Source organism: Azonexus sp. (assembly GCF_049652925.1).
Lineage (GTDB): Bacteria > Pseudomonadota > Gammaproteobacteria > Burkholderiales > Rhodocyclaceae > Azonexus.
Map to the genome: position 1 here is coordinate 102,532 of NZ_JBASFI010000025.1, position 16,612 is coordinate 119,143.

The window sequence follows — 16,612 nt, forward strand, 5'->3', positions numbered from 1 at the left end:
CACGCTTGCTTAGAAGCGATAGGAAACGCCAACACCCGCGGTAATCGGGCTTAGATTCAGCGTACCGATCTTCGTGCCGCCAGCGGTCACATCGGTCTCCATCTGAATGTATTTGACGTCGACGTTCAGACCCCAGTTCTTGTTGAACATATAGTCGAAACCAACCTGGCCAGCCAGGCCGACGCTGGTTTTTTCTACCGAGGCCACACCGCCAAGGATGTTGTCGCGGCTCATAAAGATCGTGTAGTTCACACCGAGGCCGACATACGGCTTGAAGGCACCGAGATCGGTAAAGTGATATTGAACGAGCAAGGATGGCGGCAGCGCCTTGATTTTGCCAATATTTCCACCATTAGCGGCCGTAATATCGACAGTCTGCGGATAGGTCAGAACCAGTTCAGCAGCGATATTCTTGGTAAAGAAATAGCTCAGATCCAGCTCGGGAATCCAGCGGCTATCTGCTTCGATCGCACCATAAACGGTAGCGGTATCGAGGCCATCTTTCTGGCCATTATCAAAGGCGACGTGCACTGCACGCACGCGAACCATGAACGGGCCTTCCTGAGCCTGAGCAACGGAGGAAGAAAGCACGCCAGCGGCAATCAGCGCAGCAACCAGAATCTTGTTAGCCATAGATCACTCCCTATCATCGTTATGAAAAAAGGGATGCTATTACCATTCGAACTAGGCATTTTGACCTAGGTCAATAACCTTATTACTTACATGGCTTTTAAATAGGCATTTACTATTATTCTGCGCCGCAGCTAATCAGGATTATTTTTTGAACCAACCCAGCAATGAAAAACGGGAGCCGAAGCTCCCGTTCTTGTTTTCAACTGGACTAAACCAGATTAGAACATGTGACGCAGGCCAACAGCGTAGGTGTTGCCGTCGGAAACGTAAGGATTTGCACCGACACCAACAACCGTATTGCGGTTGGTGTCGTTTTCCACGCGCTTGGCAACCAGACCAGCATAGGCGGTGGTGCGCTTGGACAGAGCGTAGGTAGCAGCCAGGGTGCTGACCTTGACGTTGTCTTCGGCAACGGTGGAGCCCACTTTCAGAGCAGCGTATTCAGCGATAACACCAACCTTGGCACCAACCGGAACGGTGACAGAAACAGCCCACTTCTTGTCCTTGCCAACGGTAGCCGTGGCATCAGCCTTCTGCTGCTGGTAGAGAGCTTGCAGCTTGACAACACCGAAGTCGTAACCGGCACGCAGACCCCATTCCTTGATATTGTCGTCAGTCGTGTTGGTTTGCGACTGGACATACTTGGTGTAGATCGCACCAGCGCTGATCGGGCCGTTAGCGTAGCTGACGGACAGCAGGTTGGCAGTGTTGTCGGTGTTGGCGGTGCTGACAGCATATTCGGTCGCCAAGGGCGCGCGAGCATGGTTGTAAGCAACGGTCACGCCACCGAAGGTCGGCGAGATGTAAGCAACAGCGTTACTGGCGCGGGAAGCAGAGGAGATCAACGTACCACCGCCAGCGAGGTAGGCAGCGCCGAGACCGGTGGAGCCACCGAGAGCAGTAGCAGCGACCGAGAAGTCAAGACCCGTCGTCTGCAGGTGACCGGCAACAGCGGTACCGAAACCGCCGGTCAGGCCGACGAACTGCTGACGAGCAACAGCGGAAGGGAGGGAGCTGGAACCAATCGGATTGGAACCATCAATAGCCAGACTGTATTCCAAGGTGAACAGAGCCTTCAGGCCATTGCCCAGATCTTCAACACCTTTGAAACCGAGGCGGGATGTGGACAGCAGGCCGGAGTTGACCTTGAAAGCAGTCTGGGCAGAGGTGCTGCCCAGATAGGTCGTGCCGGAGATGCTGGCATCAGCAACACCGTAAATGGTGACGTTAGATTGAGCGAAAGCAGCGGTAGAAGCCAGGCCAGCGATAGCCAGAGCGATCAGTTTCTTTTGCATCAGAAAATCTCCTTAGTGGTTAGTTTTTAATCCAGCAGTAAAACCGAATTAAGCTTTACCTCTCGGATCGAGAAGTTGGCATCGATTGTCGCAAAGAGCGAAACGCCCTAGCAACCGGTGATTGGCATGTTGGGAGGCTTCTCTAAAGTTATGTTGTTTTGACGCAACAGAAATCAGGCGAATAACCTTGCCAGCTCAGGACCTGGCTCTGGCGCGCGCATGAAAGCTTCGCCAACGAGAAAGGCTTCGACCTTGTTTCTGCGCATTAGGGCGACGTCTTCCGGCGCCAGGATGCCGCTTTCGGTAACAACGATCTTGTCGGCGGGGATGCTCGACAGCAGGCCGAGCGTGGTGGCTAGCGTGACGTCGAAGGTGCGCAGGTTGCGGTTGTTGATGCCGAGCAGCGGGGTCTTTAGTTGCAGCGCTACGTTGAGCTCATCGCCGTTGTGCACTTCGACCAGTACGGCCATGCCGTAGCTGTGAGCTTGCGCCTCGAGGGCTTGCATTTCCGCCAACGTCAGTGCGGCGGCGATGAGCAGGATGGCGTCGGCGCCCATGGCGCGGGCTTCGGCGACCTGATAGGCGTCGACCATGAAGTCTTTGCGCAGCACCGGCAGCGCGCAGGCGGCGCGGGCAGCTTGCAAATATTCCGGGCAGCCCTGGAAGTATTGGCGGTCGGTCAGCACCGACAGGCAGGCGGCGCCGTGCTGTTCGTAGCTGCGGGCGATATCGGCCGGGTGAAAGTCCGGGCGGATGACGCCTTTCGACGGGCTGGCCTTTTTGATTTCGGCGATTATTCCCGGTTGACCGTGGGAGATCTTGTTGCGGATGGCGCCGACGAAATCGCGCGGGGCTGGCTGGGCGGCGGCTTCGGCTTCGACGATGGCGAGCGGCTTGACGGCCAGCGCGGCAGCGATTTCTTCGCACTTGGTGGCGATGATTTTGTTGAGGATGTCGCTCATTTTGTTGCCAGACGTTGCGTTGTTTCGACGAACTGCTCGAGCTTGGCACGCGCCGCACCGCTGGCGATAGCTTCGCGCGCCTTGGCGATGCCGTCGCCGATACTGTCGGCGACGTTCGCGACGTAGAGGGCCGCGCCGGCATTCAGGCAGACGATTTCACGCGCGGCGCCCGGCTTGTTGTCGAGAGCGCCGAGCATCACGGCTTTGGACTCTTCGGCGCCATCGACACGCAGGTTGCGCAGCGACATCATTTGCAGACCGAAGTCTTCGGGATGAACCTCATATTCGGTGACTTCGCCGTTTTTCAGCTCGCCGACCAAAGTGGCGGCACCAAGCGAGATTTCGTCGAGGTTGTCGCGGCCGTGCACGACGAGGACGCGCTCGGCCCCCAGGCGCTGCATGACGCGCACCTGAATGCCGACGAGGTCGGGGTGGAAGACGCCCATCAGGGTGTTCGGAGCGCCGGCCGGGTTGGTCAGCGGGCCGAGGATGTTGAACAGCGTCCGCACGCCCATTTCGCGGCGCACCGGGGCTACGTGCTTCATGGCGCTGTGGTGATTGGGGGCGAACATGAAACCAATGCCGCAGGCTTCGATGCAGGCAGCGACCTGCTCGGGTGACAGCATGATGTTGGCGCCCAGCGCTTCGAGGACGTCGGCGCTGCCGGAACTCGACGAAACGCTGCGCCCGCCGTGCTTGGCAACCTTGGCGCCGGCGGCGGCGGCAACAAATATGGAGGTGGTGGAAATATTGAAGCTGTGCGCCGAATCGCCACCGGTGCCAACGATATCGACGAAACGGTTGTCGTAGGGCACCTTGACCGGTGTCGCCAGTTCACGCATGACGCTGGCGGCGGCGGCGATTTCGCCGACTGTTTCCTTCTTAACGCGCAGGCCGGTGATGATGGCGGCGATCATGACCGGCGAGACTTCGCCGCTCATGATCTGGCGCATCAGGGAGACCATTTCGTCGTGAAAAATTTCGCGGTGTTCGATGACACGCTGGAGGGCGGCTTGCGGGGTCATTGCCGTAGTCATTACTTATGTTCGTCCAGAAAGTTCTTGAGCAGGTCGTGACCGCGTTCGGTCAGGATGGATTCGGGGTGGAACTGGACGCCTTCGACGGCCAGCGTCTTGTGGCGGACGCCCATGATTTCGCCGTCATCGGTCCACGCGGTGATGTCGAGGCAATCGGGCAGCGATTCGCGCTCGATGGCCAGCGAGTGATAGCGCGTGCAGGTCAGCGGGTTGGGCAGGCCTTTGAAAACGCCCTCATTTTTATGGTGGACCGCAGAAACCTTGCCGTGCATCAACTGCTTGGCGTGCACGATCTTGCCGCCGAAGGCTTCGCCGATGGACTGGTGGCCGAGGCAAACGCCGAGCAGCGGAATCTTGCCGGCAAACTCACGGATCGCCGCCAGCGAAATACCAGCCTGGGCCGGGGCGCAGGGGCCGGGGGAAATCACCAGGTATTCGGGCTTGAGGCGGGCGATTTCTTCGACCGTGATGGCGTCGTTGCGGTAAACCTTGACGTCCTGACCGAGCTCGCCGAAGTACTGGACGATGTTGTAGGTGAAGCTGTCGTAATTGTCGATCATCAGCAGCATGCTGTTGATTCCTTGCCTGTTTCGTAAGCCTTCGATTCTACCGCCCCGGCCCGGCCCAGGCTAGCAAACGAGCGGAGATTCGGCGCCCCCGAGCGACTTTCACGTTAAAATGCGCGCTTATTTAGCCACTTGTCGCCGGATTCACCCATGAGCGAAGTCATCGCCGCCGTTCCCGAAATTCCCCCGCACAGCCTTTCCATCGTCGTCCCGTTCTATAACGAGGAAGACAACATCGCGCCGCTGGTCAAGCGCGTGCATGAGGCGCTGGTCGGATACGACCATCCGTGGGAGCTGGTGCTGGTCGATGACGGCAGCAGCGATGCGACGGTGGATCGCGCCGTGCAGTGTTCGCGCGAATATGGCCCGCACGTTCGCGTTGTTGAGCTGACGCGCAATTTCAAGCAGACCGCCGCCATGCAGGCCGGCATCGATGCGGCGCGTGGCGATGTGATCGTGACCATGGACGGCGATTTGCAGAACGATCCGATCGACATTCCGCGCATGGTCGCCCGCCTGATCAACGAAGACCTTGACCTCGTCGCCGGCTGGCGGCAGAACCGTCAGGACGGCCTGTTCCTGCGCAAGATTCCGTCAAAGATCGCCAACAAGCTGATCGCCCGGATGACCGGCGTGCATCTGCGCGACTATGGTTGCAGCCTCAAGGCTTTCCGCGGCAGCGTGATCAAGAGCGTGCGCCTGTATGGCGAAATGCACCGCTTCATCCCGGCCTGGCTGGCTACCGTCACGACGCCGCGCCGCATCGCGCAGGAGCCGACGACGCACCACGCGCGCACGGCCGGCGTTTCGAAGTACGGCATTTCGCGCACTTTCCGGGTCATTCTTGATTTGATCGCGGTCTATTTCTTCATGCGCTTCCGCGCCCGGCCTGGTCACTTCTTCGGCGGCATCGGCCTCGGCCTGACGGCCCTTTCAGGTCTGATCATGACCTGGCTGGCCTGGGTCAAGTTCGGCCTCGGCGAGAACATCGGCGGCCGTCCGCTGCTTATCGTTGGCATCGGCACGCTGATCGCCGGCATTCACTTCATCACGACCGGCGTGCTGTCCGAACTGCTGGCGCGCATCTACTTCGAATCCGGCACCATCCGCTCCTACTCGGCGCGCCCGGAGCGCGATCTGGCGGCTGACGAAGGCTGGCACAAGTCGGCGTGAGCCTTTCCACGGTCAACCGGAAAAACAGCGCAAAACTGCTGTTTGGCCTGACGGCCGCCCTGCTCGCCTGGCGCTTCTGGCTGCTGCCCAATCTGGGCATCACGCTCTACGTCGATGAGGCGCAATACTGGACCTGGGCGCAGCACCTCGATTGGGGCTATTTCTCCAAGCCGCCCGGCGTCGCGGCGCTGATCTGGCTGTCCACCGCGCTGTTCGGCGACGGTCTGGTCGGCGTCAAGGCGCTGTCCATGCTCTGCTATCCGCTGGCTGCGGCTGCCTGCTGGGCGATTGCCCGCCGGCTTTACGACGAGCGCGTTGCCTTCTGGTCGGCCGCTTGCGTGCTGACCCTGCCGATTTTTTCCTGGCTTGGCCTGTTTGTTTCGACCGATGCGCTGCTCACGCTGTTCTGGGCGCTGGCGCTGTGGGCTTTTCTACGCGCGCTGGACAGCGATTTGTGGGCCGACTGGCTGCTGCTCGGGCTGGTCTGCGGCCTCGGCCTGCTCTCCAAATACACGATGGCGGCCTGGCTCGGTGCGGCCTTTCTGTTCCTGCTCGCCTTTCATCGACCACGGCTGGCGTCGGCCAAGCCCTGGCTGGCGGTCGGATTGGCGCTGCTGATCCTGTCTCCGAACATCGCTTGGAATTTCACCCACGGTTTCCCGACGCTCAAGCACACGGCCGACATCACGCTTAATCGCGCTGCCGGCGGCGGGCTGGCCTCGCTCGGCGAATTTTGGGCTGCCCAGTGGATCGCCTTCGGCCCGGTGCTCGGCAGCGTTTTCGTGTTGCTCCTCGTCCGTGTTCGCGAAAGCTGGCGCGACGACCGGACCCGGCTCCTGCTGTGGTTTGCGCTGCCGCTGTGGATCGTCGTCTCGGCGCAGGCCATGAAGAGCAGTGCCAACGCCAACTGGGCGGCGCCCGCCTTTGCACCGGCCGTCATCGCCGCCGTGGCCTGGCTGCTGCAACGCGAGAAGAAAAAGCTGCTGATCGCCGGCCTGGCCATCAATCTGCTGATCGTCGGGCTCGTTTATCACTGGCCGCAGGTCATTGCCACGGTCAACCCGGAAAAACAGGCAAAATTGAATCCGTTCAAGCGGGCCATGGGCTGGGATGAACTGGGCCGGCAACTGAAACCAATTCTGCAAGCCCACCCGGACAGCGTGCTGGTCGCCGACAACCGCACCCTGCTCGCCCACATGCTGTACGAGCTGCGCGACCTCAAGCCGGCCGCCGCCAGTTGGAACCCATCCGGTATCGCCAGCGACCATTACAAGCTGACGACCGACCTGCGCCCCTATGTTGGCAAGGATGCAATCCTGATCACCGACACCGCGCCAGGCGCCGACTTCGCCCCCCGCTTTGCTAGCATCGCAAAGCTGGCCACGCTGAAAGCGCCGCTCGACGCCACGACCAGCCGCGACATGGATGTTTACCTGCTGCATGACTTCAAGGGTTATTGAGCTTCGCGTCGCCGGCGTCGTTTTTGCGCTGCTGGCGGCGCTCTTCGTCGCGTTTCCGGAGATCGACCTGGCCGCCAGCCGGGTTTTCTACCATGACGGCAAATGGGCTTTTTCCGGCGGCAACTGGCCGCTGTTCGAACTGATCTACCGTGGCACGCCGCGCGTCGGACAGGCGCTCCTCGTCATCCTCGCCAGCGGTCTACTACTGAGCAATTTCAGGCGTCTGCGCTGGCCGCATGCGCGGCGGACGACCTTCGGCTTCCTGCTCGCCGCCGCGCTGCTCGGGCCGGTGCTGCTCGTCGATGCCACGCTCAAGGATGGCTGGCACCGGGCTCGCCCGTCGACGGTGACAGCCTTCGGCGGACCGCTCACCTTCACGCCGGCCTTCGTGCCGAGCGACCAGTGCCCCAAAAATTGCTCCTTCGTCAGCGGTCACGTGGCAACCGCCGCCTTCGTCATGGCTTTCGGCTGGCTGGGCGCGCCGGCCGTGCGGCGACGCTGGCTGCTGGCCAGCCTGGCCACCGGAACGCTGCTTGCCATGGTGCGCATGACGGCCGGAGGGCATTTCCTGTCCGACACGATCTTCGCGTGGTTCGCGACCTATTTCAGCCTGTGGCTGACGGAATGGATTTTCCGGCGGCTGAAATGGCTGCCGCCGACTGAAAAATGAGCATTCCCACGGTCAGCCGGAAATAACGCCCAAAATCAAAAACCGCCGAAACCGGCGGTTTTTGATTTTTGGGTCGCGCCCGATCAATCGACCCGAGTCTCGCCCCTCGACGCCTCGGAAATCCGAACGCCCGCCCGGCCGAAACCTCGGAAATCCGGCATCCTCGCTGCCTCTCCCCAAAAAACCCCTTAAGAATCAACACCCGAAAAAACAGTTGTCGCTGGCATGGCGCGTGCAATGGAAGGAGGACCGAACGGCATCCCCGCCCGACTACAACACGCACAGGAGACAACATGACCCAACAACCAACCCACCGCCTCGAACACGACCTGCTCGGCGACCGCGAAGTACCGGCCGGCGCCTACTACGGCGTGCACACCCTGCGCGCCCTGGAAAACTTCGACATCACCGGCATTTCCATCACCGTCTACCCGGACCTCATTCGCGCCCTGGCCCAGATCAAGAAGGCTGCTGCCCAGGCCAACCGCCAGCTCGGCCTGCTTGACGCCAAACGCGCCGATGCCATCGCTGCCGCCTGTCGCGAAGTCATCGACGGCCAGTGGCACGAGCAGTTCGTCGTCGACGTCATCCAGGGCGGCGCCGGCACCTCGACCAACATGAACGCCAACGAAGTGATCGCCAACCGGGCGCTGGAAATCCTCGGCCATGCCCGCGGCGAGTACCAGTTCCTGCACCCGAACGAGCACGTCAACATGAGCCAGTCGACCAATGACGTTTATCCGACAGCGCTCAAGCTCGCCACCTACGTCGGCATCTTCCGCCTCGTCGATGCCATGGCCTACCTGCGCCGCGCCTTCGAGCGCAAGGCCGAGGAATTCGCCGACGTGCTCAAGATGGGTCGCACCCAGTTGCAGGACGCCGTGCCGATGACCCTCGGCCAGGAGTTCTCGACCTACGCCGTGATGCTCGGCGAAGACGAGGAACGCCTCAAGGAAGCCGCCCTGCTCATCCGCGAAATGAACCTTGGCGCCACCGCCATCGGCACCGGCATCAACGCTCATCCGGATTACGCCGCCATCGTCTGCCGCAAGCTGGTCGAAATCAGCGGCATCCCGGTCCTCACCGCCCCCAACCTGATCGAGGCGACGCAGGACTGCGGCAGCTTCGTGCAACTGTCCGGCGTCCTCAAGCGCGTTGCCGTCAAGCTGTCGAAAGTCTGCAACGACCTGCGCCTGCTCTCCTCCGGGCCACGCGCCGGCTTTGGCGAAATCAACCTGCCGCCGCGCCAGGCCGGTTCGTCGATCATGCCGGGCAAGGTCAATCCGGTCATCCCGGAAGTGGTCAACCAGATCGCCTTCGAAGTCATCGGCAACGACACCACCGTCACCTTCGCCGCCGAGGCCGGCCAGCTGCAGCTCAACGCCTTCGAGCCGATCATCGCCCACAGCCTGTTCAAGAGCGTGCTGCACCTGCGCAAGGGCTGCAAGACGCTGGCCGACCATTGCGTCGACGGCATCACCGCCAACCGCGAAACGCTGCGCGCCAGCGTCGAGCGCTCGATCGGCATCGTCACCGCGCTGAACCCCTACATCGGCTATGCCAACGCCACCGAAATCGCCGCCGAAGCCCATCTGAGCGGCCGTGGTGTCGCCGAGATCGTGCTCGAACGCAAGCTCATGAGCCCCGAGCAACTGGCCGACGTGCTGCGCCCTGAAGTCCTGACCAAGCCGCAAATGATCCTGCCGCGGGCGGCGTAAGGAAGAGCTGACTAATTCGTCATCTCCGCGAAAGCGGAGGTCCAGAGTTTTGAATCTTATGGATTCCCGCCTGCGCGGGAATGACAAACCCGATTCATTCAGCGCCGCCCAAAACGACTGACCCTTCATTCAATGCACACAACAAGGAAACCATCATGAAAATGAACCGGTTAACCACCCTGATCATGATCGCCATGGTGCTCGGCGTCATTGTCGGCTACGCCTGCAACACCATGGCCGGCGGCCCGGCCGCCGCCAAGGAAATCGCCGGCTATTTCGGCATCCTGACCGACATCTTCCTGCGCCTGATCAAGATGATCATCGCCCCGCTCGTCTTCGCCACCCTGGTCGTCGGCCTGGCCGGCATGGGCGACTCGAAGACGGTTGGCCGGATCGGCGCCAAGGCGCTTGGCTGGTTTGTCGCAGCCTCGCTGTGCTCGCTGGCGCTCGGCCTGCTTTTCGCCAACCTGCTGCAGCCCGGAGCCAATCTGGGCGTGCCGCTGCCCGAAGTCGGTGCCGCGGTCGGCCTGAAAACCAGCGCGCTGAATCTCAAGGATTTCATCACCCACGTCTTCCCGAAGAATTTCTTCGAGGCTATGGCCGCCAATGAAATCCTGCAGATCCTCGTCTTCGCCGTCTTTTTCGGCCTGGCGCTCGGCCACCTGCACAACCAGGCAGCGCGCAGCCTGGTGAACACGATGGAAGAAGTCGTGCACGTCATGCTCAAGGTCACCGACTACGTCATGCGCTTCGCCCCCATCGGCGTCTTCGGCGCTGTCGCCGGCATCATCACGACGCAGGGCTTGGGCATGCTGGTCGTCTTCGGCAAGCTGCTGGCGAGCTTCTACATCGCCCTCGCCGTGCTCTGGCTGGTGCTCATCGCCGCCGGTTATTTCGTGCTCGGCAAGGAAGTCTTCCGCCTGCTCAAGCTGGTGCGCAGCCCGATGCTGCTCGGCTTCTCGACGGCCAGCAGCGAATCGGCCTATCCCAAGCTCATGGAGCAGCTCGAGAAATTCGGCGTCAAGGACCGCATCACCGGCTTTGTCCTGCCGCTGGGTTACTCGTTCAACCTCGACGGCTCTATGCTCTACTGCGCCTTTGCCGCGCTGTTCATCGGCCAGGCCTACGGCATCGATCTCAGCCTGGGAACGCAGATCACCATGCTGCTGGTCCTGATGATCTCGAGCAAGGGCGTTGCCGGTGTGCCACGTTCGTCGCTGGTCGTCGTTGCCGCCGTGCTGCCGATGTTCGGCCTCCCCGAGGCCGGCCTGCTGCTGATCCTCGGCATCGACCACTTCCTCGACATGGGGCGCACGGCGACCAACGTACTCGGCAACGCCATCGCCACCGCCGTCGTCGCCAAGTGGGAACAGGCCATCGACCCGGTCGACGAATCCCTCGCTGACGGCGAAGATGCGCTGCCGGCAGCCGGCGAAGATGCCGTGCCAGTCACCGCCTGACCAACCCTCCTCTGAGGTTCGGCCGCCCTCGCGCCGAACCTTTTTTGACGACCCGGCGCCCCCGCGCCGGGTCATTTTTTTGAGTTCGCCATGACTATCGACTGGTTCATCCTCGCTCCCGCCGCCTTCTTCGCCGGCATGGTCGACGCCGTGGTCGGCGGCGGCGGTCTGATCCAGATTCCGGTGCTGCTCTCCGCCTTCCCGCAGACCGGCATCCCGACGCTATTCGGCACCAACAAGGTATCAAGCATCGCCGGCACCGGCGCTTCGCTGTGGCGTTACGCCCGCGCCGTGCGCATTCCCTGGCGCCTGGTGCTGCCCGCCACGGCAGCCGCGCTGCTCGGCGCCTGGCTGGGCGCCGCCGTGGTCGCCTGGATTCCGCGCGAAGCGATGCGGCCGCTGGTCGTCGTCATGATGCTGGCCGTCGCCATCTACACCTTCCTGCGCAAGAACCTGGGCCAGGAGGAAATGCACGAGCCGCGCCCCGGCGACCTCTGGCGCGGAGCCCTGTTCGGACTGGTCATCGGCTTCTACGACGGCTTCTTCGGACCGGGCACCGGCAGCTTCCTGATCTTCGGCTTCGTTCGCGTCTTTGGCATGGATTTCATCCGCGCCTCGGCCAGCGCCAAGGTCGTTAATTTCGCCACCAATATCTCGGCCATTGGCTTCTTCGCCAGCCACGGCCCCATCCTGTGGGCGGTCGGCCTGACCATGGCGGCCTGCAATCTGGCTGGCGCCTACGTCGGCACCCACCTCGCGCTGAAGCATGGCGCCGGCTTCATCCGCAAGGCTTTCCTCGGCGTCGTCAGCGTGCTGATCGTCAAGCAGCTGGTTGAAATCTTCTGAGACAGCGGCCTCGCATATCGAAAAACCGATGGCCGGCATTGGCCAAGCCTCGACATTCCGTCAAAAACACCGGGCGCCACAAAACCATTTCCCAATAAATCAATCACATAACAACAAACGGTATCCCCCTAACATCTGGCATGACCCGTGCTGAATAGAGAGCACGAAACCAACCCCGGGTTTCCTCAATGCACAAGGAGATTCAATGAACCGCTTCCTCGCCCGCTGCGCGCTAATCGCCGTAGCCTTCTGTCAGGCACTACCCGCCTTCGCCGACAAACCCAATGTCGTCATCCTCGCTACCGGCGGCACTATCGCCGGGGCCGGCGCCGATGTGGCCAAGAGCGCCACCTACCAGGCCGCCAAGGTGCCGGTCGATAAATTGATCGCCGGCATTCCGACCCTCGCCAATGTCGCCCAGGTACGTGGCGAACAGGTGTTCCAGATCGCTTCTGAAAGCTTCACCAACGAGCACCTCCTCACCCTCGGCAAGCGCGTCGCCGCACTGGCCAAGCAGGGCGACGTCGACGGCATCGTCGTCACGCACGGCACCGACACCCTCGAAGAAACCGCCTACTTCCTGAACCTCGTCGTCCATACCGACAAGCCCATTGTCGTTGTCGGTTCGATGCGTCCGGGCACGGCCATGTCGGCCGATGGCATGCTCAACCTGTCGAACGCGGTAAGCGTTGCGGCCAGCCAGGATGCGCGCGGCAAAGGCGTGCTGGTGACGATGAACGACGAGCTGAACAGCGGTCGCGATGTCTCTAAGATGATCAACATCAAGACAGAAGCCTTCAAGAGCCCGTGGGGCGCACTAGGCATGGTGGTCGAGGGCAAGAACTACTGGTTCCGCCTGCCGGCCAAGCGCCACACCATGAACTCGGAATTCGACATCGAGAAGATCAGCGCCCTGGCCCCGGTTGAAATCGCCTACGGCCACGGCAATGTCAGCGACACCGCCTATCGCGCGCTGGCCGACAAGGGTGCCAAGGCCATCATCCACGCCGGCACCGGCAACGGTTCGGTCGCCGCCCGCGTCGTCCCGGCCCTGCGCGAACTGCGCGCCAAGGGCGTGCAGATTATCCGCTCGTCGCACGTCAATGCCGGCGGCTTCGTGCTGCGCAATGCCGAGCAGCCGGACGACCAGTACGACTGGGTCGTCGCCCACGACCTCAACCCGCAGAAGGCCCGCATCCTGGCCGCCGTCGCCATGACCAAGACCAGCGACAGCAAGGAACTGCAGCGCATTTTCTGGGAATACTGAGCCAGCGCAGTTTGACTAGCTAAACCACCGGCGGGCCCAGCGGCCCGCCCGGCTCCCCCGTTTCAGACAAGACACCGATGCCGCATCTTAGATGCCGGCAGGGACCCACTTTTTCTCGAATCAAGGAACGCACCATGAAAAAACTCGTACTCGCCATGACTGCCGCCGGCCTCTGCTCGGCCTTCGCCCCCGCCCAGGCCGGTGAACTGGACGACATGAAAGCCGCCATGCAAAAAATGCAGGAGCGCATCGCCCAGCTTGAAGCCCAAGCCAAGGAAGCGCCGCGCGCCGCTCCCGAGAGCAAGGCGCCGGTGCTCTCCAACTCGTCCCTCGGCGCCAATGCCAACGTCACCGTTTACGGCAAACTCGACCTGTTCACCGAATACAACAGCGGCGGCGGCAAGGGCGACCGCCTGTCGCTCGAATCCGGCGGCCTCAACGGCACCCGCCTCGGCGTCAAGGGCGGCGCTGACATCACGGAAGGCGTCCGTGGCGTATTCCAGCTGGAAAGCGGCATCTTCCTCAACAAGGGCACGCTGGCCCAGGGCGGCCGCATACTCGGTCGCCAGGCCTACGCCGGCATCGAAGGCAAATATGGGCGCCTGACTGCCGGTCGCCAGTACTCGCCGGTGTACAACGCCATCATCAATTACGACGCCTACGAGCAGGGTTACGGCTCGCCGACCACCGACGGCAACGTCAGCACCGGCTCGACCCGTTTCGACAACTCGCTGGTCTATGCCAGCCCGAAATTCAAGGGGCTGAGCGCCAACGTCATGTTGGCGCTGGGCGGCGAAACAGGCAAGTCATCGGACGCCATGGCCCTCGCCGTCAATTACGAAAACGGCCCCTTCGACATGAGCATCGCCTACCAGGACGACGACCATGCGAGCAGCACGACGACGCACAGCGAGAATGCCTTCATCGGCGTCGGCTACCAGATCATGAAAACCAAGTTGCTGGCCGGCTACGGCCATGCCGTCACGACGCCGGACGGTGGCCTCAAGACAACGCGCAACGAATGGATGGTCGGCAGCCGCACAGCCGTGACCGGCACCGGCAAACTGCTGCTCTCCTACGGCGAAGGCAAGACCGAGAACAGCAACCCTGAAAACAAGGGCAGCGTCGCCACCATCGGCTGGGTAGAAAACATCGGCGCCCAATCCGCCGTCTACGGCATCTTCTCCGCCCACAAAAACAGCGCCGGCTCGGCTCTGGTCCCGATGGGCACCAGCTCGGCTGGCAACTACACGGTCAATCCGGGCGATTCGGCTTACGGGCTGGCGTTGGGGTATCAGTACTGGTTCTAAGCGGGGGCACCAGAACAAAGAATCAAATTCAGGCGCCAGCCAAATATCCATTGCCCCGACCACGATAGTCCATTCGGACTATTGCCCCCAGAAACACCAAATGTACCATTCCATCATATTCCATAAGGATGAACGCCAAATGGATTCGATTCTGGTTAAACCTTTTTTGGATGGATAAGAGATGAAATTTAAGGCCTTCGTTATTTCCGCATTGCTTATTTTTGTGACGCCTTTTGCAAGTGCACAAGTAAGTGGAGACAATGTCACTGCATCCTATGGTGGCTGGCTCTATGACAGCAACACGCCATCGCCAACTGTCGGCGAAGTCGGCGGTGGTTCGTTCGGCGCGTATTTTGTTGATCTCTTTGGCCAATCATGGCTGGCCCTCAGCAAGATTGACAGTGGAAAGCTTGAATTTACATTCTACTCACCCTCTTCGCCCGCAGCGAATGCCTCTAGCCTCGCTGGATTGGTTACCGTAAATTACGCATTTGATGCCTCCAGCATTGGAAGTGTTACTTTAGCCAGCTTTTCGCACTCTAGCGCCAACCCTGGGCTCACTTCCTCGTTCGACGGCGTTTCATCGACTGGCTCGGATAATTTCATGTTGTCATTCAATACCGTTCACAGCGGAGATGTTTATTCATTTAACTTGGCGCCTGTCCCAGAACCCGAAACCTACGCAATGCTGTTGGCTGGTCTAGGCCTAATGGGTGCAGTTGCTCGTCGCCGCAAGCAAAAGCAGTAAAGCAGCTTCAATATTTCAACCAGACGGGAACTTCGGTTCCCGTTTTGCATTTCCGGGGAACGACCGCAAACAGTCTGTTACCCCCGATGCCAAACAATCGGGCACAGACCCTGAGGTTTCCCCTCGCATTTCCTATTTAGAACAATTGGTTATGATCAAGTAATGCATGCATGGCGCCGATAAATCCTTCATCTCGGTGACCAAACGTTGATGGAGGTAGGCTATGCATGCACGGAAGATTGTGAACGGATTGTTGGTGGGCTGTCTATCCTGCTTGCATGGCAAGCGGGCGGAGTTGATCAGAGCAGCAGTATGGGGTGCGCTGAACGGAGGCCGGTTGAGCCTGAGCCAATTGGCCCGTTCGCTATCTTCGGAAGGTGCCATGCGTCACCGGATCAAGCGAATTGATCGACTGCTCGGGAACGCGGCCATTTATGGCGCCCGACTGTGTATCTACCAAGCAGTCGCAGCGCATTGGCTAGCTGGGGTCAGACAATTGTTGATCGTTGTCGACTGGTCGGATGTAACGCCCGATCAGAAGTGGCATTTGCTCCGGGCGAGCATTGCTGTTGATGGGCGTAGCGTAACGCTTTATGAAGAAATCCATCCTCAAAGGAAATATGGGGATCGAGGCGTACATCGGCGTTTCCTGGCCAAACTGGCGAAACTTCTGCCAGAAGGATGTATGCCGATCATCATGACTGATGCAGGCTTTCGTTCCACCTGGTTTGATCTGGTGGCCCAGCGGCGCTGGCCATGGATCGGTCGAATTCGGGGCAAGGATATGGTTTGTACAGCGGGAGAAGCATGGCGTCGATGCACTGAGGTCTATGCGGAAGCGAGCGCGCAAGTCAAAGTATTTGCCGATGCACAGTATGTGCGCAGTCACCCCACGCCGTGTCGTCTGATATTGGTCAAACGCCAAGCAAAAGGACGATTCCGTCGCACCCTTCAGGGGAAAAATTCGCGCGCTCATCGTTCGCTTAAGGCCGCCCGCAGCGGCCGGGAACCCTGGTTGCCGGCGAGTTCCCCTGGACTTGGGCACCTGGAGCCGGAGGCCATCGTTTCCCTGTATGCACAACGGATGAGAATTGAGCAGTCGTTCCGGGATCTGAAAAATGAGCGGGGAGGCTTGGGGCTGAGTGCTTCCCGCTCACGCTCCGGCAAGCGGCTTGAAATACTGCTGCTGATTGGTCACTTGGCATCTTGGCTGCTGCGCTTGATCGGGGAATGCGCTGAGCAGCGTCAAATGCAACTACAGTTTCAGAGCGTACCCCGGCTCAAACACAAGGAAATCTCTGTCATGACCTTGGCTCGCCGAGTTATTGATGCAGGTGGCACCTGGTTCCGACGACTACCAATTGCCGATGCTTTGCCGTTGATTCGCCAGCAAGCCATGGTCGCTGCTCAAGGCGGCAAAATATGAGGGGAAACCTCAGGCACAGACCACGGTTTATAGAAGCCAAG

At 60.7% G+C, this 16,612-nt stretch carries 15 protein-coding genes; 10 read left to right on the top strand and 5 right to left on the bottom strand.

Going from position 1 to position 16,612, the window contains the following annotated elements:
• Nucleotides 1-9: 9 nt before the first annotated feature.
• The 5 genes from WBK19_RS14210 to WBK19_RS14230 form a co-directional block, all read right to left on the bottom strand.
• Nucleotides 10-633, bottom strand: a complete 624-nt coding sequence (locus tag WBK19_RS14210; protein WP_511290796.1) for an OmpW/AlkL family protein — start codon at nucleotides 631-633, stop codon at nucleotides 10-12.
• Nucleotides 634-851: 218 nt separating this feature from the next.
• Nucleotides 852-1,928 (bottom strand): porin, encoded by a 1,077-nt coding sequence (locus tag WBK19_RS14215; protein WP_511290798.1) that lies wholly within the window; start codon nucleotides 1,926-1,928, stop codon nucleotides 852-854.
• 173 nt (nucleotides 1,929-2,101) lie between these two features.
• The gene (trpC, locus tag WBK19_RS14220; RefSeq protein ID WP_511290800.1) at nucleotides 2,102-2,890 is read right to left on the bottom strand and encodes an indole-3-glycerol phosphate synthase TrpC; all 789 of its coding nucleotides are present in this window, start codon (nucleotides 2,888-2,890) and stop codon (nucleotides 2,102-2,104) included.
• Entirely contained in the window at nucleotides 2,887-3,927 is a 1,041-nt protein-coding gene (gene trpD, locus WBK19_RS14225; protein ID WP_511290802.1) for an anthranilate phosphoribosyltransferase, read from the bottom strand. Before trpD ends, trpC begins: the two co-directional genes overlap by 4 nt.
• Nucleotides 3,927-4,496: an aminodeoxychorismate/anthranilate synthase component II gene (locus WBK19_RS14230; RefSeq protein WP_511290804.1), complete on the bottom strand. Its 570-nt coding sequence runs from the start codon at nucleotides 4,494-4,496 to the stop codon at nucleotides 3,927-3,929. Before WBK19_RS14230 ends, trpD begins: the two co-directional genes overlap by 1 nt.
• Before the next feature lie 147 nt (nucleotides 4,497-4,643).
• On the opposite strand from WBK19_RS14230, the gene WBK19_RS14235 reads away from it, so the two are divergent.
• From WBK19_RS14235 to WBK19_RS14280, 10 genes are all read left to right on the top strand, one after another.
• Nucleotides 4,644-5,666, top strand: coding sequence for a glycosyltransferase family 2 protein (locus tag WBK19_RS14235; protein ID WP_511290806.1), 1,023 nt, complete (start codon nucleotides 4,644-4,646; stop codon nucleotides 5,664-5,666).
• Nucleotides 5,663-7,126 (top strand): glycosyltransferase family 39 protein, encoded by a 1,464-nt coding sequence (locus WBK19_RS14240; RefSeq protein WP_511290808.1) that lies wholly within the window; start codon nucleotides 5,663-5,665, stop codon nucleotides 7,124-7,126. Before WBK19_RS14235 ends, WBK19_RS14240 begins: the two co-directional genes overlap by 4 nt.
• Complete coding sequence (locus WBK19_RS14245; RefSeq protein ID WP_511290810.1) at nucleotides 7,107-7,796, top strand: phosphatase PAP2 family protein; 690 nt, start codon at nucleotides 7,107-7,109, stop codon at nucleotides 7,794-7,796. The genes WBK19_RS14240 and WBK19_RS14245 overlap by 20 nt, the downstream gene beginning before the upstream one ends.
• Before the next feature lie 293 nt (nucleotides 7,797-8,089).
• Nucleotides 8,090-9,514: an aspartate ammonia-lyase gene (gene aspA / locus WBK19_RS14250; RefSeq protein ID WP_511290812.1), complete on the top strand. Its 1,425-nt coding sequence runs from the start codon at nucleotides 8,090-8,092 to the stop codon at nucleotides 9,512-9,514.
• A gap of 161 nt (nucleotides 9,515-9,675) precedes the next feature.
• Nucleotides 9,676-10,974, top strand: a complete 1,299-nt coding sequence (locus WBK19_RS14255) for a dicarboxylate/amino acid:cation symporter (RefSeq protein ID WP_511290814.1) — start codon at nucleotides 9,676-9,678, stop codon at nucleotides 10,972-10,974.
• A gap of 90 nt (nucleotides 10,975-11,064) precedes the next feature.
• Nucleotides 11,065-11,820 (top strand): sulfite exporter TauE/SafE family protein, encoded by a 756-nt coding sequence (locus WBK19_RS14260; RefSeq protein WP_511290816.1) that lies wholly within the window; start codon nucleotides 11,065-11,067, stop codon nucleotides 11,818-11,820.
• Nucleotides 11,821-12,025: 205 nt separating this feature from the next.
• The gene (locus WBK19_RS14265) at nucleotides 12,026-13,087 is read left to right on the top strand and encodes an asparaginase (protein ID WP_511290818.1); all 1,062 of its coding nucleotides are present in this window, start codon (nucleotides 12,026-12,028) and stop codon (nucleotides 13,085-13,087) included.
• 134 nt (nucleotides 13,088-13,221) lie between these two features.
• Nucleotides 13,222-14,397, top strand: coding sequence for a porin (locus WBK19_RS14270; RefSeq protein ID WP_511290820.1), 1,176 nt, complete (start codon nucleotides 13,222-13,224; stop codon nucleotides 14,395-14,397).
• 181 nt (nucleotides 14,398-14,578) lie between these two features.
• A complete protein-coding gene (locus tag WBK19_RS14275) occupies nucleotides 14,579-15,145 on the top strand; it encodes a PEP-CTERM sorting domain-containing protein (RefSeq protein ID WP_511290822.1) in 567 nt (188 codons plus the stop codon).
• Between the two features lie 223 nt (nucleotides 15,146-15,368).
• Nucleotides 15,369-16,571: an IS4 family transposase gene (locus WBK19_RS14280; protein WP_511290824.1), complete on the top strand. Its 1,203-nt coding sequence runs from the start codon at nucleotides 15,369-15,371 to the stop codon at nucleotides 16,569-16,571.
• Nucleotides 16,572-16,612 lie beyond the last annotated feature (41 nt).